Raw genomic sequence first — 25,041 nt, forward strand, 5'->3', positions numbered from 1 at the left:
CCTGCCCCCCTAAGCGGGCAAGAAGCAAAAAGAAAACCGACCCGGGAGCAATGCCCCAGGTCAGCAGCAATTTTTCAATTTGATATGCATTTTACCGCGAAGTTCACTATGGGTCATCGTTTACTTTGCAGTGCCATGCACCGTAGTATGACGGTTTGTTTTCGGGTTGTTAGCGCGAGATTATGCGATTTTCCAGATTTATCATCGGATTGACTACCAGTATAACGTTCACCGCCCAGGCCGCGAATGTTGATGAGTACATTAATCAGCTCCCCGCAGGCGCGAACCTTGCCCTGATGGTGCAGAAGGTTGGCGCACAGGCTCCCGAGATTGACTATCATAGTCAACAGATGGCGCTGCCTGCCAGTACCCAAAAGGTGATCACTGCTCTCGCCGCCCTGCTCCAGCTCGGTCCTGACTTCCGTTTTACGACCACACTCGAGACCAAAGGTAACGTCGAGGGTGGCGCACTGAAAGGCGATCTTATCGCCCGTTTCGGCGGCGATCCGACCTTTAAGCGCCAGGATATCCGCAACATGGTTGCGGTACTGAAAAAATCTGGCGTGCAGAAAATTGATGGCAATGTGCTGATCGACACGTCGATCTTTGCCAGCCACGATAAAGCCCCAGGCTGGCCGTGGAACGACATGACCCAATGTTTTAGCGCCCCGCCCGCCGCCGCGATTGTTGACCGTAACTGCTTCTCGGTTTCGCTTTACAGCGCGCCAAAACCAGATGATTTAGCGTTTATCCGCATAGCGTCCTACTACCCGGTCACCATGTTTAGCCAGGTCCGCACGCTGGCGAAAGGCTCCCCCGATGCACAGTATTGCGAACTGGACGTGGTGCCAGGCGATCTTAACCGCTTCACGCTCACCGGCTGCCTGACGCAGCGCGCCGATCCGCTGCCGCTGGCCTTTGCGATACAGGATGGCGCAAGCTATGCGGGCGCCATCCTGAAGGATGAGCTGAAACAAGCAGGCATAACATACACCGGAACGCTGCTTCGCCAGACGCAGGTCAACCAGCCCGGCACGGTCATCGCCAGCAAACAGTCTCCTCCGCTGCACGATTTACTGCGAATCATGCTCAAAAAATCTGACAACATGATTGCCGATACCGTATTCCGCATGATTGGTCACGCGCGTTTTGGCGTGCCGGGAACCTGGCGCGCGGGTTCAGACGCCGTTCGCCAGATCCTGCGCCAGCAGGCGGGGATCGATCTGGGTAATACCATCGCCGTCGATGGCTCCGGACTATCGCGTCATAATTTGATCTCTCCGGCCACGATGATGCAGGTGCTTCAGTACATTGCACAGCATGACACTGAGCTAAACTTTATTTCAATGCTGCCGCTGGCCGGGCATGACGGTTCACTGCAGTACCGCGCCGGGCTTCACGCCGCGGGCGTGGATGGCAAAGTATCTGCGAAAACAGGCTCACTGCAGGGGGTTTACAACCTTGCAGGCTTCATCACTACCGCCAGCGGACAGCGCATGGCATTCGTGCAGTATCTTTCCGGCTATGCCGTCGAACCGACCGACCAGCGCAATCGTCGTATTCCGCTGGTTCGCTTCGAAAGCAGGCTTTATAAGGACATCTACCAGAATAACTAGCGATGAAACTACTCATAGTTGAAGACGATGTGTTATTGCAGGAAGGGCTGGCGCTGGGGCTGGCCAATGAAGGGTATGCTCTCGACTGTGCAGGCACCGCAGCAGAGGCGGACGCCCTGATCCAGAGCGGCGAATACAGTCTGGTTATCCTTGATTTGGGCTTGCCTGATAAAGACGGCGCCACGCTGCTCAGCCAGTGGCGACGTCGCGGCATCGCCAACCCGGTATTGATCCTGACGGCACGTGATGCCATTGAAGACCGTATCACCGGCCTTGATGCAGGCGCAGATGATTACCTGGTGAAGCCTTTTGCGCTTGCGGAGCTGCAGGCTCGGGTACGAGCGTTGATTCGCCGCTATCAGGGCCATAGTGATAACTTACTGACCGACGGCGATATCACGCTGAATCTGCAAACCCAGCAGGTGCTGCGCCAGGATCAGGCCGTAGAGGTGACGCCAAAAGAGTTCGCCTTGCTTACGCGTCTGATTATGCGCAGCGGGCAAACGGTGCACAGAGAAACGCTCCAGCAGGATATCTACTCCTGGCAGGACGATCCGGGGTCAAATACCCTTGAAGTCCACATTCACAACCTGCGGCGTAAGCTCGGCAAGGACAGAATCAAGACCGTCCGTGGCGTTGGCTATCGCCTGGAGAGCCAGAAATGAACAGCATGCGTCGGCGTTTGATGGTGCTGCTGGCGGTCATTCTCTTATTTTTCCAGCTGATAAGCGTCATCTGGCTGTGGCATGAAAGCCGTGAGCAGATTGGTTTTCTGGTGAATGAAACGCTGTCGGCAAAAGCCCGTAATAATCATGTAGAAAAAGAGATCCGCGAGGCGATTGCTTCCCTTCTCGTCCCTTCTCTGGTGATGGTCGGTTTCACGCTGCTGTTTTCATTCTGGGCGGTCACCTGGATAACCCGACCGCTGAATAAACTGCGTGACAGCCTGGCTAACCGCTCAGCCGATAACTTAACCCCGCTTCCTATGTATTCCGACATGGAAGAGATCGGCGCGGTGACGACCTCCCTGAACCAGCTCCTCGCCCGGCTGGACAATACCATTCAACAGGAGCGTCTCTTCACCGCAGACGCCGCGCACGAGCTGAGAACGCCGCTGGCCGGTATCCGGCTCCATCTGGAGCTGATGTCGCAGTCCGGTGCGCCTCAGGCCGCCACGCTGGTTAGCCGTATCGATCAGCTCATGCATACCGTCGAACAGCTGCTGATGCTGGCCCGTGCCGGACAGGCAATGGCCAGCGGCCACTACGAAACCGTGAGCTGGACGGAAAATATCATTGAACCTCTCGGCCTTGGGCATGAAGCCAAAGAGCATACGGTGATTTGGCCCGCTAAAAGCGCGCTCACGGTTCAGGGGGACGCTGTGCTCCTGCGCCTGATGCTGCGAAACCTGTTGGAGAATGCCGGGCGCTACAGCCCGACAGGGACAACGATTACAGTGACATTAACCGAGGTCGACGGGGGGACGCAGATCAGCGTTATCGATCAGGGACCAGGGATTGATGAAGCGCACCGGCAGTCCATTACCGAGCCATTCCGCCGTCTTGACCAGCGCTACGGCGGCAGCGGTCTGGGTCTGAGTATCGTGCAGCGCATCGTCCAGCTCCACCACGGCAGGCTGTCGCTTGAGAATGGCGCAGAAGGTGGTTTAATCGCCAGCTGCTGGCTGCCTGCAACGCTGGAATAAAAAAAGCCCCCATAATGGGGGCTTTGGACAGATATTAGTGCTTGTAGATGAACTCGACGCCTTCTTCGTCGTCTTCATCCCAGTCATCGTCCCAGTCTTCATCATCATCTTCCGCTTCCAGCTCTTCGAGCTGCTGACGGTGGTAGTCATCCCACATGAATTCGACTTTTTCAGGCTGTTTCACTTCTTCCGCCTGAACAATTGGGTTCTCAATGATGAAGGTCATCACATCCCAGCACAGATCTTTCACGCCAACCTGGCTTGCCGCAGAGATCAGGTAGTATTTATCTTCCCAACCCATCGCTTCAGCAATCGCTTTAGCTTTCGCTTCCGCTTCGGCTTTGTCCATCAGGTCGATCTTGTTGAACACCAGCCAGCGTGGTTTATTCGCCAGTTTTTCGCTGTATTTTTCCAGCTCACCGATGATGATGCGTGCGTTTTCAACCGGATCGGAACCATCGATAGGATCGATATCAATGAGGTGCAGCAGCACGCGGCAACGCTCAAGGTGTTTCAGGAAGCGAATACCCAGACCCGCGCCTTCCGCAGCGCCTTCAATCAGACCCGGAATATCGGCAACCACAAAGCTCTTCTCGTTATCCATACGGACAACGCCCAGGCTTGGTACAAGCGTTGTAAACGGATAATCTGCCACTTTTGGTTTCGCCGCAGAAACGGCGCGAATGAACGTCGATTTACCGGCGTTTGGCATACCCAGCATGCCCACGTCTGCCAGAAGCATCAGCTCCAGCTGCAGATCGCGCTTATCGCCCGGCGTACCCATCGTTTTCTGACGCGGAGTACGGTTAACGGAGGATTTGAAACGGCTGTTACCCAGACCGTGCCAGCCGCCTTTAGCCACCATCAGGCGCTGACCGTGTTTGGTCATATCACCCATGGTTTCACCCGTCCCCTGGTCAATCACACGCGTACCGACTGGAACCTTAATGGTGACGTCTTTGCCGCGTTTCCCGGTACAGTCACGGCTCTGGCCGTTCTGGCCACGTTCAGCGCGGAAGGATTTTTCGAAACGGTAGTCGATCAGCGTGTTGAGGTTCTCATCCGCCTCCAGCCACACGTCACCACCATCCCCGCCGTCGCCGCCGTCAGGACCGCCACGTGGGATATACTTTTCACGGCGGAAGCTCACGCAACCGTTGCCACCATCACCAGCCACGACCAGGATCGTCGCTTCATCAACAAACTTCATTTTACTCTCCGTAACTCATTCGCCTGAGCGGGGGACTACTACAACCGCTTCATTTTTGCGCCAACGTCCCCAAAGACGATGACCAATGGCGGAATACATCGCGCCCGCAACCACGACAAACGCACCGAGATAACCCAACAGGTTGAGCATCGGTCTGACGAAGACATCGGGCCAGGCCATTGATAACAAATCTGAAAATAACAGCGTAAAAAGCGGAGTAAGCGTAATTAACGCGCTCACCTGTGCTGCCTGCCAGCGCGCCATCGCTTCGGCCAGCGCGCCATAACCGACCAGCGTGTTCAGCCCACAAAAAATGAGGCACGCCAGTTGCCAGTCGCTAAGCTGGGAAATCACACCCGGCTTTGCTAATGGCAGCAATGCTATTGTACACAAAGTGTACAATAAAAAGAGGATCTGCTGTGAGGCAAGACGACGCAATAACACCTTTTGCGCGACGCCATAGCTCACCCAGACCGTTGCTGCCCCCACACCAAAAATTACACCCCATGTGTAATCCGTCAGGCGGGTAAAGATCTCTATCAGACTGGTGTTGAAGAACATCACCAGACCGCATAACAGCATACTCGCCCCGATAATCTGCGTACCGCGCATCTTTTCCTTGAGGATAAAGACGCTGGCGACCATCATGCCCACCGGTGAAAGCTGACCTATCACCTGCGACGCCGTGGGGCTGAGATATTGCAGGGAAGAACTGAACAGAATGAAGTTACCGAACAGGCCGCCCGTCGCGATAGCCAGCAATACCAGCCAGCGAGGTTTACGGAAAAGCCGCAAGGGTGGAAGCTTACCTTTGATAGCCAGAATGGCCCCGAGGCCGATGCTTGCCATCAGAAAGCGATAAAAGACCACCGTAGGCGGCTCCATCACTTCCAGTACCTGCTTCATTGCAATTGGCAGCGCACCCCAGCACATTGCGGTTGTGAGCGCCAAAAGAATACCAATGCCGGCCTGCTGCTTCATGCCCGTTTTCCCTACAGAAAAAATTACCGGGTTTCCAATGTAAAAAGCCCCGCAACAGGTTGCGGGGCTTTAATCCGTTACCGGACCGAGAAAACCTTACTCAGCAACGATGCTGATGTATTTACGGTTGTTCGGGCCTTTAACTTCAAATTTCACTTTACCGTCTGCTTTAGCAAACAGAGTGTGGTCACGACCGCAACCTACGTTGTTGCCAGCGTGGAATTTGGTACCACGTTGACGAACGATGATGCTACCCGCCAGAACGGATTCGCCACCGAAACGCTTAACGCCAAGGCGTTTAGCTTCTGAATCGCGACCGTTACGTGTGGAGCCGCCAGCCTTTTTATGTGCCATTTAAATCTCTCCTCAGGTCTTAGGCGCTGATGCCAGTAATTTTCACATCAGTGAACCACTGACGGTGGCCCTGCTGCTTACGGTAGTGCTTACGACGACGAAACTTAACGATTTTAACTTTCTCGCCACGACCGTGTGCAACAACTTCAGCTTTGATAACGCCGCCATCAACGAAAGGAACGCCGATTTTGACTTCTTCACCGTTTGCGATCATCAGAACTTCTGCGAACTCAACAGATTCGCCAGTTGCGATGTCCAGCTTTTCCAGGCGAACGGTCTGACCTTCGCTTACTCGGTGTTGTTTACCACCACTTTGGAAAACCGCGTACATATAAACTCCGCTTCCGCGCACGTCCTCGTATGAATCAGAGTGCGCTATAAATATTCACAATAGGGCGCGAATATTACGCAAAACGCGAGCCTTTGACAAGTGCTACCGTCAATACATGAAGAAAAAAAACACAACACGTACGGTAACGTTTATCTGTGCCGTTTTTTCAGTACAATCAGCACTACTATTGATAAACCGAAACCCTTCGTTACCCCATTGAAAATGGGATCAACAGGATAAAAAGCCCGGCTTTTGCGATGAATTTAGAAAAAATCAACGAGTTAACCGCGCAAGATATGGCGGGTGTGAATGCAGCAATCCTGGAGCAACTCAACTCTGACGTTCAGCTGATCAATCAGTTGGGTTATTACATCGTCAGCGGCGGCGGTAAACGCATTCGTCCGATGATTGCCATTCTGGCTGCCAGAGCCGTTGGCTATCAGGGAAATGCTCACATCACTATCGCAGCGCTCATCGAATTTATTCACACGGCGACGCTTCTGCATGACGATGTGGTGGATGAATCGGATATGCGTCGTGGCAAAGCCACGGCAAACGCCGCTTTCGGGAACGCAGCCAGCGTCCTGGTGGGGGATTTTATCTATACCCGCGCCTTCCAGATGATGACCAGTCTGGGCTCTCTTAAAGTGCTGGAGGTCATGTCCGAAGCCGTGAACGTTATTGCTGAAGGCGAAGTGCTGCAGCTGATGAACGTCAACGACCCTGACATCACCGAAGAAAACTACATGCGCGTCATCTACAGCAAAACCGCGCGCCTGTTTGAAGCGGCTGCCCAGTGTTCCGGCATTCTGGCTGACTGTACCGAAGCACAGGAAAAAGGCCTGCAGGACTATGGCCGCTACCTGGGCACAGCCTTCCAGCTGATTGACGATCTGCTGGACTACAGTGCGGACGGCGAGACGCTCGGCAAAAACGTGGGCGATGATCTGAACGAAGGCAAACCAACCCTGCCGCTGCTGCATGCTATGCGCAACGGAACAGCCGACCAGGCGAAAATGATCCGGGAAGCGATTGAGCAAGGAAATGGCCGCCATCTTCTGGAACCTGTACTGGAAACCATGGCTATCTGCGGATCGCTGGAATGGACGCGCCAGCGTGCGGAAGAAGAAGCCGACAAAGCCATCGAAGCACTCCAGGTCATTCCCGACAGCCCGTGGCGCGAGGCACTGATTGGTCTTGCCCACATCGCCGTTCAGCGCGACCGTTAATCCCCCTTGTTTCTCCCCGCAGCGATAGCGGGGAGATTCGAGTACACACCTGTAAATTCCGCGTTCATGTAAATTCATCGGTTTAGAGACCGCATGAATAAAGCCGTGTCTTATTCTGAATATCCTTTCAAGTAACGCGAACTTTTTAGAACAAGAAGTCGAAATGGGTATAGTAACCGCGTCGTTTCAGAAGAAACGGCGTAGTTAAATCCGAACTTAAGGACGGCGTTATGGATACGAAATTTATCGACTGGCACACGGCTGATATTATTGCCGCACTGCGCAAAAGAGGCACTTCACTGGCAGCAGAGTCCCGCCGCCATGGACTGAGTTCTTCCACTCTGGCAAACGCCCTCACCCGCCCCTGGCCCAAGGGAGAATTAATTATCGCGAAGGCGCTGGATACGCATCCGTGGGTAATTTGGCCTTCTCGCTACCACGATCCCATTACCCATGAATTTATCGACAGATCGCGCATGATTCGCCAGAGAAAGGTAAAAAGAGAACCGCAGGAATAACGTGTTTTGACAGGAACAGCAACCCCCCGGTCATTGCTGGCAGGGGGCTGCCGGAACGATTACTCGCCCTTCACACGCTCGATGTTGGCACCCAGCGCGCGCAGTTTATCTTCGATACGCTCATAACCACGATCGATGTGATAGATACGATCCACGATCGTTGTACCTTCCGCAATACACCCCGCCAGAACCAGGCTTGCAGACGCACGCAGATCGGTTGCCATCACCTGAGCACCTGACAGTTTCTCAACGCCGTGGCAAATCACGGTATTACTCTCGATCTCAGCATGCGCACCCATACGGATCAGCTCCGGTACGTGCATAAAGCGGTTCTCGAAAATGGTTTCTGTGATGAAGCCAGTGCCTTCGGCAACCAGGTTCAACAGGGTGAACTGCGCCTGCATGTCAGTAGGGAACGCCGGATGCGGCGCCGTACGTACATTGACCGCTTTTGGGCGCTGGCCGTGCATATCGAGGCTGATCCAGTCTTCACCGATTTCGATATCCGCCCCCGCATCGCGCAGTTTCGCCAGCACCGCATCCAGGGTATCTGGCTGCGCGTTGCGGCACACAATCTTACCGCCAGAAATCGCCGCAGCGACCAGGAAGGTACCGGTTTCGATACGGTCCGGCAGTACGCGGTAGACACCACCGCCCAGACGCTCAACGCCTTCGATGGTGATACGGTCGGTACCCTGACCGGAAATCTTCGCCCCCAGCGCCACGAGGAAGTTGGCGGTATCCACAATCTCCGGTTCACGCGCGGCGTTTTCGATGATGGTGGTCCCTTCTGCCAGCGTCGCCGCAGACATAATGGTGACCGTTGCGCCCACGCTCACTTTGTCCATGACAATGTGCGCGCCTTTCAGACGACCATTGACGGACGCTTTAACGTAACCTTCTTCCAGCTTGATCTCTGCGCCCAGCTTCTCCAGACCAAAGATGTGCAGGTCAACCGGACGCGCACCGATGGCGCAGCCGCCCGGCAGAGAGACCTGCCCCTGGCCAAAACGCGCCACCAGCGGGCCAAGCGCCCAGATGGATGCACGCATGGTTTTCACCAGATCGTAAGGGGCTGAGAAGTTGTTCACCTTGCTGGCGTCGATCCAGACGGAACCGTTACGCTCAACTTTCGTCCCCAGCTGGGTGAGCAGCTTCATGGTGGTGTCGATATCTTTCAGCTTCGGTACGTTCTGAATTTCTACCGGCTCTTCAGCCAGCAGCGCAGCAAAGAGGATTGGCAGCGCGGCATTTTTTGCGCCAGAAATTGTGACTTCGCCCTGGAGACGCGTTGGCCCCTGTACACGAAATTTATCCATTGTGTGCTCTCTTATAAATTCAACCGTGCTGCGGGCCTGTCGCCCTCAGCTCAAAAACCGTTTAGTTTGCGATCGCGTGCCCACTCTTGCGGGGTGAACGCTTTAATCGACAGGGCGTGGATGCGGTTATCCGCAATATATTCCATCAGCGGCGCGTACACAGCCTGCTGTTTCTTCACGCGGCTCATGCCGTCGAACATCTCACCCACAGCAATAACCTGGAAGTGACTGCCATCGCCAGTGACGTGGGCTTCCTGAAGGGAGAGTGCATTCATCAGCACTGTCTGGATTTCATGATTTTCCATGGGTTCTTAATCATCTGATAGTGAAAACAAGCCCAACATCTTAGAGCAAAGTGGCGTCGTCTTAAACAAGCAAAAAGCCCCGACGATGAAACTGTCAGGGCTTTCGGAAGTAACGCACTGAAAATATTAACGAGGCAATACGTCCTGAGGGAGATTGTAGAGCTGCGCAAGGGTCACGACATTCTCGCTCGCGCCGCGAAGCGTGACGCTTGTCCCCTGCTTTTTCCCTACTGCAACCAGATGGGCAAGCAGCGCAACGCCTGCCGTATCCACCCGCGTGATGCCGGTTAAGTCGATAAGCGTCACGCCCTGCATCGCTTCATGACGTTTGTCCCAGAGTGGGTTCAGCAGATCCTGATCCAGTTCACCGGACAGCTTTAATGTCTCGCCTTCACGCGACCAGCTGAGTTGCTGTGACATTACTTCTTCTCGTCCAGCGTGATTTTCTGACGAGCAATGGACTGCAGCTGAGCGGTCAGGCCATCAATGCCTTTGGTGCGCAGCAGATCGCTCCATTCGTTCTGTTTGGTGGTGATCATGCTTACGCCTTCGGCGATCATGTCATACGCCTGCCAGTGGCCGGTCTGGCTGTTTTTACGCCACTGGAAATCCAGACGCACCGGCGGACGGCCGTTAGGATCGTTGATCGTTACGCGAATAGGGACGATGGTCGCATCGCCCAGCGGCTGCTCAGGCGCAATCTGATAGGTCTGACCGTGGTACATCGCCAGCGCCTGGCCATAAGCCTGTTTCAGGTATTCACGGAACGCGGCAAAGTAAGCATCGCGCTGCGCAGGAGTCGCGTCTTTGTAATAACGTCCCAGCACCAGCGCACCCGCATATTTAATCTGCACGTACGGCAGCAGCTCCTGGTCAACGACGTCACGCAGATAATCAGGATTGGCACGAATTTTAGGCTGTTCGTTTTTAAGACGATCGAAGGTTTTCTTCGCGGCCTCGTCCATCAGTTTGTACGGGTTACTCTGATCCGCCGCGTGCGCCGCGGTGAGAGGGGCAATGACCAGCATGGCAACCATTAACAGTCGTTTAAACATGAATGACTTCTCCTGATATTAATTCGCAGCACCTGGGGTCGGCGCGGCATTGGTATGGTCTTCACTCTGCGCAGGGGCATTGTCAGACTTTTTATCATCCCCTTTACTGTTGTAAAGGAACTGACCAATCATATCTTCCAGCACCATGGCGGACTTGGTGTCCTGGATCACGCTCCCGTCCTTAAGGATAGACGTTCCCAGCTCGGGGTCTTCAAAACCGACGTTAAGCGCCAGATATTGTTCGCCCAGCAGACCGGAAGTCCGGATAGAAAGGGAGCTGGTGTCCGGAATGTGGTTGTAACGCTCTTCGATATCCATCGCGACGCGCGGCAGATAGGTCTTCTCATCCAGCGTAATGTCAGATACGCGCCCGATCACCACGCCGCCGATGCGGACCGGTGAACGCGCTTTCAGCCCGCCGATGTTATCGAAGGTGGCATAAATGCGATACGTCGGCTCGGTGCGCACAGATGTAATATCCGCCGCTCTGAGGCAGATAAACAGCGCGGCCAGCAGCGCCAGCAGCAGGAATACACCGACCCAAATTTCATTTTTTCTCGTTTGCATGAACTCAATTCCCAAACATCAGTGCGGTGAGCACAAAATCCAGACCCAGTACGGCCAGCGACGAATGTACGACTGTACGTGTTGTTGCGCGGCTAATACCCGCCGACGTCGGGATGGCATCGTAACCATTGAACAATGCAATCCAGGTGACCGTAATGGCAAATACCACGCTTTTAATCAGGCAGTTAACCAGATCCATTCGCAGGTCAATGGCGTCCTGCATCGCGGACCAGAAGAAACCGGCATCAATGCCTTTCCAGTGCACGCCGACCAGCGAACCGCCCCAGATACCCACGGCGACAAACAGAATAGTCAGTAACGGTAAAGAGATTACCCCAGCCCAGAAACGCGGTGAGATCACGCGACGCAGCGGGTCGACCGCCATCATCTCCATGCTGGAAAGCTGCTCGGTAGCACGCATCAGGCCAATCTCAGCCGTTAATGCCGATCCCGCGCGTCCGGCGAACAGCAGCGCCGCCACAACCGGCCCCAGCTCGCGCAGCAGCGAGAGCGCCACCAGCATCCCGAGGCTGGTTTCCGCACTGTAGGTTGTCAGCACAAGATAGCCCTGTAGCCCAAGCACCATACCGATAAACAGACCGGAAACAATGATGATGAGCATCGACAGCACGGCGACATTATAAAGCTGCCGCACCAGCAGCGGCGCGTGCTTACGGAATTCCGGCTTGCCGACCAGCGCGTTGAATAACATCAATCCGGCACGCCCGAACGTCCTGATGGTTTTTATGCCACGGTGTCCGAGAGCGGCCAACGCATTTAACAGCATGAGTGGCTTAACTCCCTATTCCCAGTAAATCGTCACGATAGTCGCCCGCCGGGTAGCGGAACGGCACAGGGCCATCGGCAATACCGTCGAGGAACTGCCGCACGCGCGGATCGCAATTTTCCTGCAGCGCCTGGGCGCTACCGTGTGCGACGATCTTTTTGTCCGCCACGATATAGGCGTAATCGGCAATGCTCAATACTTCCGGTACATCGTGCGATACCACAATGCAGGTAACGCCAAGCGCGCTGTTCAGTTCAGAGATGAGCTTCACCAGCACGCCCATCGTGATGGGATCCTGTCCAACAAAAGGTTCGTCGAACATGATTAAATCAGGTTCTAATGCAATAGCTCGCGCCAGCGCGGCGCGGCGCGCCATCCCGCCGGACAGCTCCGAAGGCATCAGCTTCGCGGCGCCTCGCAAACCGACGGCTTCAAGCTTCATCATCACCGTGCTTTTCAGCAGTTCAGGCGGCAGGCTGGTATGCTCACGCAGCGGATAGGCCACGTTATCAAAGACATTCATGTCGGTGAACAAGGCTCCCGACTGAAAGAGCATGCTCATGCGTTTGCGGACAGTATACAGGCGCGAGCGTGACATCTCCGGGATGTTTTCGCCATCAAAGAGGATTTCACCGCGATCCGGTGGGATCTGCCCACCAATAAGGCGCAGTAAGGTCGTTTTACCGATCCCGGACGGGCCCATGATGGCAGTGATCTTGCCACGCGGTACGGTCAACGAAATATCATCAAATATCAATCTGTTGGCGCGAGAAAAACTCACACCGCGAACATCGACTAAATTCGCCATCGTTTGGCTCATTTATGGTTCCTTTATTACCCTGCTCACGTTAAGGCATGCCGCCAGAATCAGCCCTCAACTGCGCATTTTTACAGAATAATAGCCGTTGAGGTTAGCGAAAGCTGGCATTTGTTTTACTTTTCCGGCGCATAAAGTCAAAATTAGGAATTCGTTACGCCTCAGACTGTATGCAGTCCAGCCATTTCCGCGCGATGGACCGACGAGTATACCTGAAGAAAGGACTTTTGATGCTTTTAGCAACAGCACTGTTAATAATTGGTTTACTTTTGGTGGTCTACAGTGCTGACCGTTTAGTGTTTGCTGCATCTATCCTGTGTCGCCTGACGGGCGTACCGCCTGTCGTCATCGGGATGACCGTTGTCAGCGTTGGAACGTCACTTCCTGAAATCATCGTCTCTGTCTCGGCATCGCTGCATGGTCAGCTAGACCTGGCAGTCGGTACCGCGATTGGCTCGAACATCGTCAATATACTCTTGATTTTAGGCCTGGCCGCCCTGCTCCATCCATTTCGCGTGCATTCTGATGTTCTGCGCCGTGAATTGCCGCTAATGTTAATCGTAAGCCTGCTGGCAGGCTGCGTATTTTACGATGGTGTACTGAGCTACAGCGACGGCATTTTCTTGCTGGCACTGGCCGTCATCTGGCTGCTGTATAGTGTTAAAATCGCCCGTCTGGCTGAGAAGCAGGGTCAGGATAGTCTCACCCGTGAGCAGGTCGCCGAGCTTCCCCGAGAAGGTACGCTGCCTGTTGCCCTGCTCTGGCTTGGCGTTGCGCTGATCATCATGCCGATGGCAACGCGCATGGTCGTGGATAACGCGACGGTGCTGGCGAACTATTTCGCCATCAGTGAACTGACTATCGGTCTGACGGTGATTGCCATCGGCACCAGCCTGCCGGAGCTGGCCACGGCCATTGCGGGGGCACGTAAAGGTGAGGATGACATTGCCATTGGTAATATCATCGGTTCCAACATATTTAATATCGCCATTGTGATGGGCCTCCCGGCCCTGATTACGCCTGGGCCCTTTAATCCTCTGGCGTTCTCACGCGACTACGGCGTGATGTTATTGGTCAGCGTGATATTTGCCCTGCTCTGCTGGCGGCGGCAACGACAGATCGGCAAAGGCGCAGGCGCGCTGCTGACGGGTGGTTTTATCGTATGGATGGCGATGCTGTACTGGCTCTCGCCTCTTCTCTCTGGGTAAACGGAAACGCATTATGTCGCAAATAGAATTGCAGCCGGATTTTGACTTTCAGAAAGCGGGCAAAGAGGTTCTGGAGATTGAACGTGAAGGTCTGGCGCAGTTAGATCAGTACATTAATCAGGATTTTAGTCTGGCATGTGAGAAGATGTTCTACTGTGCCGGTAAAGTCGTGGTGATGGGGATGGGCAAGTCCGGCCACATTGGACGCAAAATGGCGGCAACGTTTGCCAGCACCGGAACCTCTTCCTTCTTTGTACACCCGGGGGAGGCCGCGCACGGCGACCTGGGTATGGTTACGCCGCAGGATATCGTCATCGCGCTGTCTAACTCCGGTGAGTCCAATGAAATTCTGGCGCTGATCCCGGTACTGAAGCGACTGCAGGTGCCGCTTATTTGCATGACCAGCCGTCCGGAAAGTAGCATGGCGCGGGCAGCCGATATTCATCTTTGCGTGAAAGTGCCCAAGGAGGCCTGTCCGCTCGGCCTGGCGCCGACGTCCAGCACCACCGCCGCGCTGGTCATGGGTGATGCGCTTGCCGTTGCGCTGCTCGAAGCCCGCGGTTTTACGCCGGAAGATTTCGCGCTTTCCCACCCGGGCGGCGCGCTGGGGCGCAAACTTCTGCTTCGGGTAAACGATATTATGCACACCGGGGACGAGATCCCTCACGTCGGTAAAGAAGCCTCCCTGCGTGATGCGCTGCTGGAAATCACCCGTAAGAATCTGGGTATGACGGTCGTGTGCGACGATCTGATGAAAATTCAGGGGATCTTCACCGATGGCGACCTGCGTCGCGTGTTCGACATGGGTGTAGATGTCCGCACGCTCGGCATTGCCGACGTGATGACGCCGGGCGGTATCCGCGTGCGTCCGGGTACGCTGGCCGTAGATGTGCTGAACCTGATGCAGTCCCGTCACATTACCTCAGTGATGGTTGCCGATGGCGACCAGTTGCTGGGTGTGGTACATATGCATGATCTGCTGCGCGCAGGCGTAGTGTAATGAAGGATAAGACAATGAGTAATGCGGGTGCATCCCTTGCAACCTGTTATGGTCCGGTCAGCACCCAGATGATGGCAAAGGCGGAAAATATTCGTCTGCTCATCCTGGACGTGGATGGCGTACTTTCCGATGGCCTGATTTACATGGGCAATAATGGTGAAGAGCTTAAAGCGTTTAACGTTCGCGACGGCTACGGTATCCGCTGTGCGCTCACCTCAGGTATTGAGGTGGCTATCATCACCGGGCGAAAAGCTAAACTGGTAGAAGACCGCTGTGAAACCTTAGGAATTACCCATCTGTATCAGGGTCAGTCCGATAAGATGGCGGCGTTTAAGGATTTACTGGGTAAACTGGCTATCGCACCGGAAAACGTGGCCTACGTCGGGGACGATCTGATTGACTGGCCCGTGATGGCTGAAGTCGGGCTGAGCATCGCCGTTGCCGATGCGCATCCGCTGCTGATCCCACGCGCTGACTACGTTACCCACATCAACGGGGGCCGTGGTGCCGTACGTGAAGTCTGCGATCTGCTTTTGCTGGCGCAGGGCAAGCTTGATGAGGCCAAAGGGCAATCGATATGAGTAAAACCAGACGCTGGATTATCATTTTGCTTTCGCTTGTCGCACTGGTATTGATTGGCGTGAACCTTGCCGATCGCGACGATACGCAAACGGAAGTGGTCAACAATAACGATCCAACCTATAAAAGCGATCACAGCGACACCGTGGTCTACAGCCCGGAAGGCGCGCTGAACTATCGCCTGATTGCCCAGCATGTTGAATATTTTTCAGATGACGGTATTTCGTGGTTTACCCAGCCTGTCATGACCACATTTGATAAGGACAAAGTGCCGACGTGGTCAATTAAGTCAGATCGGGCAAAACTGACAAATGACCGTATGCTTTATCTGTATGGTCACGTTGAAGTCAACGCCCTGACCGCTGACTCGCAACTGCGAAAAATTACGACGGATAATGCCCAGATTAACCTGGTAACCCAGGACGTGACCTCGCAGGATCTGGTCACACTGTATGGCACAACATTTAATTCCAGCGGTTTGAGAATGCGCGGGAACTTACGCAGCAAGAACGCCGAGCTGATTGAAAAGGTTAGAACCTCCTATGAAATTCAAAACAAACAAACTCAGCCTTAAAGTAATTATCGCCAGCGCGATGCTGGCGACCAGTCTCCCCGCGCTTGCTGTAACGGGCGATACCGACCAACCGATCCATATCGAGTCTGATACCCAGTCTCTCGATATGCAGGGCAACGTCGTCACCTTCACGGGTAACGTCGTCATGACTCAGGGCACCATCAAAATTAACGCCGACAAAGTGGTCGTGACCCGTCCGGGTGGCGAGCAGGGCAAAGAGATCATTGATGGTTACGGCAACCCGGCAACCTTCTACCAGATGCAGGACAACGGCAAGCCGGTGAAAGGCCACGCTTCGCATATGCACTACGAGCTGGCGAAGGACCTGGTCATCCTGACCGGAAATGCGTATCTGGAACAGCTGGACAGCAACATTACCGGCGACCAGATCACCTATCTGGTGAAAGAGCAAAAAATGCAGGCCTCCAGCGAGAAAGGCAAACGCGTCACGACCGTACTGGTTCCGTCGCAGCTGCAGGACAAAGGCAAAGGCCAGGCCCCGGCACAGAAGAAGAGTAACTAATTCGTTATGGCAACATTAACTGCAAAAAATCTCGCGAAGGCCTATAAGGGCCGCCGTGTCGTAGAAGATGTCAGTCTGACCGTCAACTCCGGCGAAATTGTGGGGCTGCTTGGCCCTAATGGTGCGGGTAAAACCACCACCTTCTACATGGTCGTTGGCATTGTGCCGCGTGATGCCGGCAACATTATCATTGACGATGAAGACATCAGCCTTCTGCCGCTGCACGCGCGCGCGCGTCGCGGGATCGGCTACCTGCCGCAGGAAGCCTCCATTTTCCGTCGTCTCAGCGTTTACGATAACCTGATGGCGGTCCTGCAAATTCGTAACGACCTGACCAGCGAACAGCGTCAGGATCGTGCCAACGAGCTGATGGAAGAGTTCCATATTGAGCATCTGCGCGACAGCCTCGGTCAGGCACTCTCCGGCGGGGAACGCCGTCGCGTTGAGATTGCGCGTGCGCTGGCCGCAAATCCGAAATTTATCCTTCTGGATGAACCGTTTGCCGGCGTTGACCCGATCTCGGTTATCGACATTAAACGAATCATTGAACACCTGCGCGACAGCGGGCTTGGCGTCCTGATCACCGACCATAACGTCCGTGAAACGCTGGCCGTTTGTGAACGCGCGTATATTGTGAGCCAGGGCAATCTGATCGCCCACGGTACGCCGCAGCAGATCCTTGAAGACGATCATGTTAAGCGCGTCTATCTTGGGGAAGACTTCAGACTCTGATAGGGTAGAGGTAACGTAACGCCGAACCGGAGAAAAATGCTCTGAACATGAAGCAAGGTTTGCAATTAAGGCTCAGCCAACAACTGGCAATGACGCCGCAGCTACAGCAGGCAATTCGCCTGCTGCAACTGTCCACGTTAGAACTTCAGCAGGAGCTCCAGCAGGCGCTGGACAGCAACCCCCTGCTGGAACAAACCGATCTTCATGACGAGGTAGACACTCAGCAGTCACAGGATACAGAAGCGCTCGACACTGCGGATGCACTCGAACAAAAAGAGATGCCCGACGAGCTTCCGCTTGATGCCAGCTGGGATGAAATCTACACGGCCGGAACCCCTTCCGGTACGCGTGCAGACTACCAGGACGATGAGCTACCGGTCTATCAGGGCGAAACCACCCAGTCGCTGCAGGATTACCTTATGTGGCAGGTGGAACTTACCCCCTTCTCCGATACCGACCGCGCGATTGCCACGTCAATTGTCGATGCCGTTGACGACACCGGCTATTTGACCGTTACGCTGGACGATATTCTGGAAAGCATGGGCGACGATGAGATTGAGCTTGAGGAAGTTGAAGCCGTTCTGAAGCGCATTCAGCGTTTCGATCCGGTAGGCGTAGCCGCAAAAGATCTGCGCGACTGCCTGCTGATCCAGCTCTCTCAGTTCAGCAAAGAGACGCCATGGCTCGACGAGGCGCGCTTAATCATCAGCGATCATCTGGATCTGCTGGCAAACCACGATTTCCGCAGCCTGATGCGCGTCACGCGCCTGAAGGAAGAGGTGCTGAAAGAAGCGGTGAATCTGATCCAGTCGCTCGATCCGCGCCCCGGTCAGTCGATCCAGACCAGCGAACCCGAGTACGTGATCCCGGATGTGCTGGTCAGAAAACACAACGGCCGCTGGGTAGTTGAACTGAATTCAGACAGCATCCCTCGCCTGCAAATCAACCAGCAGTATGCCTCCATGTGCACCAGCGCGCGTAACGACTCCGACAATCAATACATTCGTAGCAATCTTCAGGAAGCGCGATGGCTGATCAAAAGTCTGGAGAGCCGAAATGATACGCTGCTACGCGTCAGCCGCTGTATTGTCGAACAGCAGCAGGCGTTCTTTGAGCAGGGCGAAGAGTATATGAAACCGATGGTACTGGCGGATATCGCCCAGGCCGTCGAGATGCATGAATCAACCATTTCCCGTGTCACCACGCAGAAGTATCTGCACAGTCCACGCGGTATATTTGAGCTTAAGTATTTCTTCTCCAGCCATGTGAATACCGAGGGCGGCGGCGAAGCGTCGTCAACGGCCATTCGTGCCCTGGTGAAGAAGTTGATCGCCGCGGAGAACCCCGCGAAGCCACTAAGCGACAGTAAGTTAACCACCATGCTGTCCGATCAGGGTATTATGGTGGCACGTCGTACTGTTGCGAAGTATCGAGAGTCTTTATCCATTCCGCCGTCCAACCAGCGTAAACAGCTGGTCTGACACAACCGATAAGGAAGACACTATGCAGCTCAACATCACTGGACAAAACGTCGAAATTACTGAGGCTTTACGCGACTTTGTGAACGCGAAGTTTGCAAAACTCGAGCAGTATTTCGAAAGGATCAATCAGGTCTATATTGTGTTGAAAGTGGAGAAAGTGACTCATATCTCGGATGCCACCCTGCATGTTAACGGGGGTGAACTGCATGCCAGTGCGGAAGGGCAAGACATGTACGCTGCTATCGACGGCTTGATTGATAAGCTTGCACGACAGCTCAATAAACATAAAGATAAACTGAAACAACACTAATTGTCCGGGCAGTTAACGGGTGCAGGACGGCCTGTTGTGAAACACAACAGGCCATTTGTACAGTTAGCGCTTAGGTGAAATTATGATGAACAACGATTCCGCTCTTCAACTGAGCAATGTCCTTAACCAGGAATGTACCCGCAGTGCGGTTCACTGCCAGAGCAAAAAACGTGCGCTGGAGATCATCAGTGAACTGGCCGCAAAACAGCTGGGCCTGCCGCCGCAGGTGGTGTTCGAAGCGATTCTGACCCGTGAAAAGATGGGCAGTACCGGTATCGGCAACGGCATCGCGATCCCGCATGGCAAACTGGAAGAGGATACCCTGCGTGCCGTCGGTGTGTTTGTGCAGCTTGAAACACCGATCGCATTCGATGCCATTGATAACCAGCCCGTCGATCTCCTCTTCGCGCTGCTGGTGCCTGCTGACCAGACGAAAACCCATCTGCATACGCTGTCGCTGGTCGCCAAGCGTCTGGCTGATAAAACCATTTGCCGTCGACTGCGCTCGGCTCAAAGTGATGAAGAGCTCTATCAAATTATCACTGAAGCAGAAGGCAATCAGGATGATGCATAACCAGGAGATGGCCTTCACATCTGTTGTCCTGAGGAGAAACGGAACATGGTGCTGATGATTGTCAGTGGCCGTTCAGGGTCGGGGAAATCCGTTGCTCTGCGCGCGCTGGAAGACATGGGTTTTTACTGCGTCGATAACCTGCCGGTCGTGTTGTTGCCCGATCTGGCCCGCACGCTTGCAGAGAGACAAACCTCTGCCGCCGTCAGCATCGACGTTCGTAACATGCCGGAATCGCCAGAGATCTTCGAACAGGCCATGAGCAACCTGCCTGATGCGTTCTCGCCTCAGCTGCTGTTCCTTGATGCAGACCGCAATACGCTGATCCGTCGCTACAGCGATACCCGTCGCTTGCACCCGCTTTCCAGTAAGAACCTCTCTCTGGAGAGCGCGATCGATGAAGAGAGCGATCTGCTGGAACCGCTGCGTTCTCGTGCGGACCTGATTGTCGACACCTCTGAGATGTCCGTTCACGAGCTGGCGGAAATGCTGCGTACCCGGCTGTTGGGTAAACGCGAGCGTGAACTGACGATGGTGTTCGAATCCTTCGGCTTTAAGCACGGTATTCCGATTGATGCGGATTACGTTTTCGACGTGCGCTTCCTGCCGAACCCGCACTGGGATCCGAAGCTGCGCCCAATGACCGGTCTGGATAAACCCGTCGCGGCCTTCCTCGACCGGCACACAGAAGTTCACAATTTTATCTACCAGACGCGAAGCTACCTTGAGCTATGGTTACCTATGCTGGAGACAAACAATCGTAGCTACCTGACGGTGGCGATTGGCTGTACCGGCGGTAAACATCGTTCGGTTTATATCGCCGAACAGCTGGCCGACTATTTCCGCTCGCGCGGGAAGAACGTTCAGTCCCGTCATCGCACGCTGGAAAAACGTAAAACATGACCGTAAAACAGACCGTTGAGATCACCAACAAGCTGGGTATGCACGCCCGCCCGGCGATGAAGCTGTTTGAGCTGATGCAGGGTTTCGATGCAGAAGTTTTGCTGCGGAATGACGAAGGTACCGAAGCGGAAGCGAACAGCGTGATCGCCCTGCTGATGCTGGATTCCGCCAAAGGGCGCCAGATTGAGGTCGAAGCCACCGGCCCTCAGGAAGAGGAAGCGCTGGCGGCGGTGATAGCCCTGTTTAACGCCGGCTTTGACGAAGACTAACGTTCGCCCCTTCGGCGGGTGGCGCTGCGCTTACCCGCCCTACATTAGATTATTACGCTGCATAAAACCCTCTCCGCCCAGCTGATTCATCTGGCGTATTATCCACGCCTGGCGGCTTCGCACGTAACCTGATGGGGCACTGGCTTTAAAGCGGATAGGGTTCGGTAAAACGGCGGCCAATAACGCTGCTTCTGACATGCTCAGACGGCTGGCTGGCTTATTGAAATAACGCTGGGCGGCAGCTTCCACGCCAAAAACGCCGTCGCCAAACTCTGCGACGTTGAGATAGACGGTCAGAATGCGTTTTTTGCTCCAGACCGTCTCCATCCCCAGGGTCAACCCCGCCTCCAGCCCTTTTCGCACCCAGCTTCGACCATCCCACAGAAATAGATTTTTGGCCGTCTGCTGCGACAGCGTTGACGCGCCGCGCACGCGGTTTTCATGACGTTCGTTATGCGCCAGCGCCTTCTCAATCGCGGCCACGTCGAACCCCCAGTGCTCCGGGAATTTCTGGTCCTCCGCCGCGATGACCGCCAGCCCCATGAACGGCGAGATCTCGTCCATGCTCACCCAGTCAGAGTGGGCAACATAGCCGAAATCGCCGCTGAACCACGCGCCGAGCTGACGCTCAACCATCACGGCGGAGAACGGAACCGGCATAATACTGAACAGGGCGAGTCCACCGCCCCAAAACACTGCCAGCACCAGAACGATGCGTAACAGGGTACGTTTTACCCACGAGCCAGCCCCGGATTGACGACTCATTCAGCCAGCACCAGCACGCGGGCGACCAGCTTTTCGATCCCCATGGCCGCTTCAGCAATATTCTGCGCCAGCATATAGGCAGGCGTGGTGACAATTTTATTATCTTCATCAACCACAATGTCATCCACCGGGCACGGAACGTGTTCGCCCCCCATTTCCTCAACGATTTCCGCAGTATCAATATCCGTCCCGATGGTCAGGCGCAGCGGAAAATCAAAAATCTTAGGCAGCATCGCCGGTGCGATACAGATAAAGCCCAGCGGTTTTCCTGCCGCATGCATGGCCTGCGACAGCGCTTTGAGATGAGGATCGATCTGACACTCCGCGCCCTGCTCGGCAAAGGTACTGAGATTTTTGGCCGCGCCAAATCCACCCGGCACAATGAGCGCATCAAGCTCTTTAGGGTCTGCCTGAATAAGAGGATGGATATCGCCTCGCGCAATACGCGCGGCTTCAATCAGTACGTTACGGGTTTCCGCCATCGGCTCACCGGTCAGATGGTTAATCACATCCGCCTGATTTTTGTCTGGCGCAAAACAAATAACCTCTGCTCCGTGCTTTGCCAGGGCCAGCAGCGTGATTACGGCTTCATGTATCTCAGAACCATCGTATACACCGCATCCGCTCAGCACGACACCAATCTTTTTCATCATGACAATCCTTTTCTGCAACTTGCTGAAGCACATTAATAATTTTGATTAAAACGCTATGCTTCACACATTTCACTGATTCATGTAACAAACCATTTAAGATTTGCTATCTTATCTGCGTGCGGCCTAAATTTTTCAGGCAGCGCCCTTTCGAAAATAACTTTAAAAAACAGGCGCAGCCACGATTTCCCTGGTGTTGGCGCAGTATTCGCGCACCCCGGTTAAGCCGGGGTCATTTTTTTCTGGCATCGACCCAGGCTTTAAGCACCGCAACATCGTTTTGCCACTCTTGCTTCATCTCTTCAACCCAATCACCCACGTTATCTTCCCATGCAGGTAAATCAGGCGACTGAATCTGTTGTCCCAGCTGCTGCAGGTGGCGTAAGCCAACCGAGCCAGCGGCACCTTTAATTTTATGACCTTCTTCAACGATCCCCTTCTGGTCGCGGGCCGTCAGGTTGGATTCCAGCACGCTCAGATAGCCCGGCATCATTTTTTCGAACACTGCCAGACCGTCGGTAATCAGTTTCGGGCCGACCAGATCGATGTACTGCTCCAGCATCGCGGTATCGAGAATCGTTTGGGCTTTTGCGCTATCAACAGACGTCATGGTGCTCTCCTCTTCATCGTGGGTATCCCAGAACTTTTTGATCATAGCGGTCAAAGCAGGCACCGCCAGCGGCTTGCTGAGTACATCGTCCATACCGGCATCGAGATACTCTTTTTTATCTTTCAGCACGTTCGCCGTCAGGGCAACCAGCGGCGGCAGTTCGTCGGCCGCGTACTGACGCGTCAGCTCGCGCGAGATATCCAGCCCGGTCATATCCGGTAATTGAATATCCAGCAGAACGAGATCGTATTCGCCGGGTTTAAACATCTCCAGCGCGGCTTTACCGGTCATCGCGACATCCACACTGTTGCCCAGCTTTTCCAGTACAGAGCGCGCCACGATCACGTTCAGCTCAATGTCTTCCACCAGCAGGACGTGCAGAGCAGGCAGCGGCATATCGTCATTTTCAAAGGTATCTTCTACCTCTTCCGCCACCGCCGGCGCATGGACCGTCAGCGTGAAGGTTGATCCTTTGCCCGGCTGGCTGGCTACGGTGATATCACCGCCCATGCTCTTCGCCAGACGTTTAGAGACCGCCAGGCCAATGCCTGTTCCGGTCGCCGGTTTCCCGCCGTTGCTGTCTTTCACCTGGTAATACATCGCGAAAATTTTGTCCTGCTCCTCCTGCGGAATACCAATCCCGGAGTCTTCCACCTCGAAGTGCAGCATGTCGCTTTCGTCATAGCGGATACGCACCGCCACCTGCCCCTTCTGGGTGAATTTCACCGCGTTGCTGATCAGGTTCCACAGGATCTGCCGCAGCCGCGTGCCGTCAGTCACCACTTTATGCGGCAGCGGCAGGGTGGGCTCCATGACAAAACTCAGTCCCTTCTGCTGCGCCTGCAGGCCGGACAGGTTTTCGAGATCGGCAAGGAAGCTGGTGAAATCAACCGGCTGGTTATCAAGCTGAACTTTACGGCGCTCCATCTTATCCATATCAATAATATCATTGAAGATATTACCCAGCGTGACCGCTGAGACATGAATAGTCTTGAGGTATTTTTCCTGCTCTGCGGTCAGGTCGGTATCCAGCAGAATACGGCTCAGTCCGACAATGCCGTTTAGCGGCGTACGCAGCTCGTGGCTGATGGTGGAGATAAAGGTGGTCTTGTCGCGGCTGGCGCGCTCCAGAGCATCCTGATAGCGCTTACGCTCGGTGATATCGCGGCCAAAGCCCATCAGGCCATGGCGTTTCCCCACGCGGTCATAGTACGGCACCTTACGGATCTCAAAGCAGGCTTTGCGTCCGTCCGGGTAATCCAGCCACTGCTCATAGGTCAGCGAGACGTTATGACGGAAGACTTTTTCGTCGGTCTCCATGACCTTGGCCGCCGCCTCTTCAGAGTAAACGTCCTGCGGCTTCAGGTGAATCAGCTGCTTCTCGCTTTTTCCGGTAAGCAATTCCATCGCCCGGTTACAGCCGGAAAATTCTTTATCTTCATTACGGTAGAACACCAGATCCGGCGATGCATCCAGGAACGACCGCAGAAAAGAGGATTGCTGCTCAAGCTGGATCTGCGTGACCTCGCGCTCTTTCATTTCAATTTTCAGCTGCTCCAGGGTGGCCTGACGCTCGGCCTCCGCCTTCTCACGATCTGAAATCTCCTGATTCAGCTGCGCAATGTTGTCCTTAAGCTGGACGTTGAGCTTCAGGTCACGCTCGCGCATCTCTTCCAGTTTATCAACCAGCTTAGACAGGCGCTGACGGGACTCTTCCAGCTGTTCAACCACTACGGAAAGGAAATAGACCGCCCAGGGCGTAATGAGCAAGCCAAAGAAGATGGAGCGAATGACGTCGATACTCTCGACCTGACCATGCAGAACCATGGTAACGGCCATTTGCACAACAATGGCCAGAACGACCAGCGCCAGCGCAAGCAGCATGGAAAAACGCACCAGCCCAAGCTTCATCATCAGGTCGACGTAATACTGGGCAAGCATTCGAATTTGCTTCATAGAGGATCCCTTCACGACGTTATCGCTCAATAATACTCAAATTCGCGGCGAGGCGTTGAAGGTTGTGAGAAAAAGTGCGGGGTGAAACAGGAGATTAGCCTCGCTCCCGGGTAACC

Annotated in this window: 30 protein-coding genes; 16 read left to right on the plus strand and 14 right to left on the minus strand. The window is 54.5% G+C overall.

Annotation, left to right across the window (positions count from 1 at the left end; genetic code table 11):
• The first annotated feature begins 182 nt into the window (after positions 1 to 182).
• The 3 genes from dacB to pmrB are packed head-to-tail and all read left to right on the plus strand — an operon-like array spanning position 183 to position 3,321.
• Positions 183 to 1,616 carry a serine-type D-Ala-D-Ala carboxypeptidase gene (gene dacB / locus V1587_RS00170; RefSeq protein WP_371899179.1) on the plus strand — a complete coding sequence of 478 codons (1,434 nt, stop codon included), beginning with the start codon at positions 183 to 185 and terminating at the stop codon, positions 1,614 to 1,616.
• A 2-nt stretch (positions 1,617 to 1,618) separates the two neighbouring features.
• Positions 1,619 to 2,281: a two-component system response regulator PmrA gene (gene pmrA / locus V1587_RS00175; protein ID WP_371899180.1), complete on the plus strand. Its 663-nt coding sequence runs from the start codon at positions 1,619 to 1,621 to the stop codon at positions 2,279 to 2,281.
• Complete coding sequence (pmrB, locus tag V1587_RS00180; RefSeq protein ID WP_371899181.1) at positions 2,278 to 3,321, plus strand: two-component system sensor histidine kinase PmrB; 1,044 nt, start codon at positions 2,278 to 2,280, stop codon at positions 3,319 to 3,321. Before pmrA ends, pmrB begins: the two co-directional genes overlap by 4 nt.
• Positions 3,322 to 3,355: 34 nt before the next feature.
• Here pmrB and cgtA read toward each other — a convergent pair whose 3' ends face one another.
• From cgtA to rplU, 4 genes are all read right to left on the minus strand, one after another.
• Positions 3,356 to 4,531: an Obg family GTPase CgtA gene (gene cgtA / locus V1587_RS00185; RefSeq protein ID WP_371899182.1), complete on the minus strand. Its 1,176-nt coding sequence runs from the start codon at positions 4,529 to 4,531 to the stop codon at positions 3,356 to 3,358.
• A 15-nt stretch (positions 4,532 to 4,546) separates the two neighbouring features.
• Complete coding sequence (locus V1587_RS00190) at positions 4,547 to 5,512, minus strand: DMT family transporter (protein WP_023309346.1); 966 nt, start codon at positions 5,510 to 5,512, stop codon at positions 4,547 to 4,549.
• A gap of 96 nt (positions 5,513 to 5,608) precedes the next feature.
• On the minus strand, positions 5,609 to 5,866 hold the full coding sequence (gene rpmA / locus V1587_RS00195) for a 50S ribosomal protein L27 (protein WP_004385076.1): 258 nt from the start codon (positions 5,864 to 5,866) through the stop codon (positions 5,609 to 5,611).
• Positions 5,867 to 5,885: 19 nt separating this feature from the next.
• Positions 5,886 to 6,197, minus strand: coding sequence for a 50S ribosomal protein L21 (gene rplU / locus V1587_RS00200; RefSeq protein ID WP_003025032.1), 312 nt, complete (start codon positions 6,195 to 6,197; stop codon positions 5,886 to 5,888).
• Positions 6,198 to 6,454: 257 nt separating this feature from the next.
• Between rplU and ispB the strand changes: the two genes are divergently transcribed.
• Both ispB and sfsB read left to right on the plus strand, forming a co-directional pair.
• The gene (gene ispB, locus V1587_RS00205; protein WP_024906360.1) at positions 6,455 to 7,426 is read left to right on the plus strand and encodes an octaprenyl diphosphate synthase; all 972 of its coding nucleotides are present in this window, start codon (positions 6,455 to 6,457) and stop codon (positions 7,424 to 7,426) included.
• Positions 7,427 to 7,656: 230 nt separating this feature from the next.
• On the plus strand, positions 7,657 to 7,944 hold the full coding sequence (gene sfsB, locus V1587_RS00210; protein ID WP_371899183.1) for a DNA-binding transcriptional regulator SfsB: 288 nt from the start codon (positions 7,657 to 7,659) through the stop codon (positions 7,942 to 7,944).
• Between the two features lie 59 nt (positions 7,945 to 8,003).
• Here the strand turns inward: sfsB and murA are convergent, their stop codons facing one another.
• The 7 genes from murA to mlaF all read right to left on the minus strand — a co-directional run bounded on the left by murA (position 8,004) and on the right by mlaF (position 12,797).
• Positions 8,004 to 9,263: a UDP-N-acetylglucosamine 1-carboxyvinyltransferase gene (murA, locus tag V1587_RS00215; protein ID WP_023309349.1), complete on the minus strand. Its 1,260-nt coding sequence runs from the start codon at positions 9,261 to 9,263 to the stop codon at positions 8,004 to 8,006.
• A 50-nt stretch (positions 9,264 to 9,313) separates the two neighbouring features.
• Entirely contained in the window at positions 9,314 to 9,568 is a 255-nt protein-coding gene (ibaG, locus tag V1587_RS00220) for a BolA family iron metabolism protein IbaG (protein ID WP_008501458.1), read from the minus strand.
• 126 nt (positions 9,569 to 9,694) lie between these two features.
• A complete protein-coding gene (mlaB, locus tag V1587_RS00225) occupies positions 9,695 to 9,988 on the minus strand; it encodes a lipid asymmetry maintenance protein MlaB (protein WP_371899184.1) in 294 nt (97 codons plus the stop codon).
• Positions 9,988 to 10,623, minus strand: coding sequence for a phospholipid-binding protein MlaC (mlaC, locus tag V1587_RS00230; RefSeq protein WP_371899185.1), 636 nt, complete (start codon positions 10,621 to 10,623; stop codon positions 9,988 to 9,990). Before mlaC ends, mlaB begins: the two co-directional genes overlap by 1 nt.
• Before the next feature lie 18 nt (positions 10,624 to 10,641).
• Complete coding sequence (gene mlaD, locus V1587_RS00235) at positions 10,642 to 11,190, minus strand: outer membrane lipid asymmetry maintenance protein MlaD (protein ID WP_371899186.1); 549 nt, start codon at positions 11,188 to 11,190, stop codon at positions 10,642 to 10,644.
• Positions 11,191 to 11,194: 4 nt separating this feature from the next.
• Positions 11,195 to 11,977, minus strand: coding sequence for a lipid asymmetry maintenance ABC transporter permease subunit MlaE (gene mlaE / locus V1587_RS00240; protein ID WP_023333605.1), 783 nt, complete (start codon positions 11,975 to 11,977; stop codon positions 11,195 to 11,197).
• A 7-nt stretch (positions 11,978 to 11,984) separates the two neighbouring features.
• Positions 11,985 to 12,797 (minus strand): phospholipid ABC transporter ATP-binding protein MlaF, encoded by an 813-nt coding sequence (gene mlaF / locus V1587_RS00245; RefSeq protein ID WP_023309353.1) that lies wholly within the window; start codon positions 12,795 to 12,797, stop codon positions 11,985 to 11,987.
• 227 nt (positions 12,798 to 13,024) lie between these two features.
• Here mlaF and V1587_RS00250 point away from each other — a divergent pair, with 227 nt between their 5' ends.
• The 11 genes from V1587_RS00250 to npr all read left to right on the plus strand — a co-directional run bounded on the left by V1587_RS00250 (position 13,025) and on the right by npr (position 20,944).
• Complete coding sequence (locus tag V1587_RS00250; protein ID WP_023309354.1) at positions 13,025 to 14,002, plus strand: calcium/sodium antiporter; 978 nt, start codon at positions 13,025 to 13,027, stop codon at positions 14,000 to 14,002.
• A 13-nt stretch (positions 14,003 to 14,015) separates the two neighbouring features.
• The gene (kdsD, locus tag V1587_RS00255; protein WP_371899187.1) at positions 14,016 to 15,002 is read left to right on the plus strand and encodes an arabinose-5-phosphate isomerase KdsD; all 987 of its coding nucleotides are present in this window, start codon (positions 14,016 to 14,018) and stop codon (positions 15,000 to 15,002) included.
• Positions 15,003 to 15,016: 14 nt separating this feature from the next.
• Complete coding sequence (kdsC, locus tag V1587_RS00260) at positions 15,017 to 15,583, plus strand: 3-deoxy-manno-octulosonate-8-phosphatase KdsC (protein WP_023309356.1); 567 nt, start codon at positions 15,017 to 15,019, stop codon at positions 15,581 to 15,583.
• On the plus strand, positions 15,580 to 16,155 hold the full coding sequence (gene lptC / locus V1587_RS00265) for an LPS export ABC transporter periplasmic protein LptC (RefSeq protein WP_023309357.1): 576 nt from the start codon (positions 15,580 to 15,582) through the stop codon (positions 16,153 to 16,155). The genes kdsC and lptC overlap by 4 nt, the downstream gene beginning before the upstream one ends.
• Positions 16,124 to 16,678, plus strand: coding sequence for a lipopolysaccharide ABC transporter substrate-binding protein LptA (gene lptA, locus V1587_RS00270; RefSeq protein ID WP_023309358.1), 555 nt, complete (start codon positions 16,124 to 16,126; stop codon positions 16,676 to 16,678). Before lptC ends, lptA begins: the two co-directional genes overlap by 32 nt.
• 6 nt (positions 16,679 to 16,684) lie before the next feature.
• On the plus strand, positions 16,685 to 17,410 hold the full coding sequence (lptB, locus tag V1587_RS00275; RefSeq protein ID WP_023309359.1) for an LPS export ABC transporter ATP-binding protein: 726 nt from the start codon (positions 16,685 to 16,687) through the stop codon (positions 17,408 to 17,410).
• 47 nt (positions 17,411 to 17,457) lie between these two features.
• Complete coding sequence (gene rpoN, locus V1587_RS00280; RefSeq protein WP_371899188.1) at positions 17,458 to 18,891, plus strand: RNA polymerase factor sigma-54; 1,434 nt, start codon at positions 17,458 to 17,460, stop codon at positions 18,889 to 18,891.
• Positions 18,892 to 18,913: 22 nt separating this feature from the next.
• Positions 18,914 to 19,201, plus strand: coding sequence for a ribosome hibernation promoting factor (hpf, locus tag V1587_RS00285; RefSeq protein WP_008501444.1), 288 nt, complete (start codon positions 18,914 to 18,916; stop codon positions 19,199 to 19,201).
• An 82-nt stretch (positions 19,202 to 19,283) separates the two neighbouring features.
• Entirely contained in the window at positions 19,284 to 19,775 is a 492-nt protein-coding gene (ptsN, locus tag V1587_RS00290) for a PTS IIA-like nitrogen regulatory protein PtsN (protein ID WP_008501443.1), read from the plus strand.
• Positions 19,776 to 19,820: 45 nt separating this feature from the next.
• Positions 19,821 to 20,675, plus strand: coding sequence for an RNase adapter RapZ (gene rapZ / locus V1587_RS00295; protein WP_014885397.1), 855 nt, complete (start codon positions 19,821 to 19,823; stop codon positions 20,673 to 20,675).
• Positions 20,672 to 20,944, plus strand: a complete 273-nt coding sequence (gene npr / locus V1587_RS00300) for a PTS phosphocarrier protein NPr (protein WP_003861872.1) — start codon at positions 20,672 to 20,674, stop codon at positions 20,942 to 20,944. The genes rapZ and npr overlap by 4 nt, the downstream gene beginning before the upstream one ends.
• Before the next feature lie 39 nt (positions 20,945 to 20,983).
• Here npr and mtgA read toward each other — a convergent pair whose 3' ends face one another.
• The 3 genes from mtgA to arcB all read right to left on the minus strand — a co-directional run bounded on the left by mtgA (position 20,984) and on the right by arcB (position 24,925).
• Entirely contained in the window at positions 20,984 to 21,709 is a 726-nt protein-coding gene (mtgA, locus tag V1587_RS00305; protein ID WP_371899189.1) for a monofunctional biosynthetic peptidoglycan transglycosylase, read from the minus strand.
• On the minus strand, positions 21,706 to 22,359 hold the full coding sequence (gene elbB, locus V1587_RS00310; RefSeq protein ID WP_371899220.1) for an isoprenoid biosynthesis glyoxalase ElbB: 654 nt from the start codon (positions 22,357 to 22,359) through the stop codon (positions 21,706 to 21,708). The genes mtgA and elbB overlap by 4 nt, the downstream gene beginning before the upstream one ends.
• A gap of 232 nt (positions 22,360 to 22,591) precedes the next feature.
• Entirely contained in the window at positions 22,592 to 24,925 is a 2,334-nt protein-coding gene (gene arcB / locus V1587_RS00315; protein WP_371899190.1) for an aerobic respiration two-component sensor histidine kinase ArcB, read from the minus strand.
• Positions 24,926 to 25,041: the final 116 nt, after the last annotated feature.

Origin of the sequence: Enterobacter sp. ECC-249 (genome assembly GCF_043965265.1) — a bacterium.
GTDB lineage: Bacteria > Pseudomonadota > Gammaproteobacteria > Enterobacterales > Enterobacteriaceae > Enterobacter > Enterobacter quasiroggenkampii.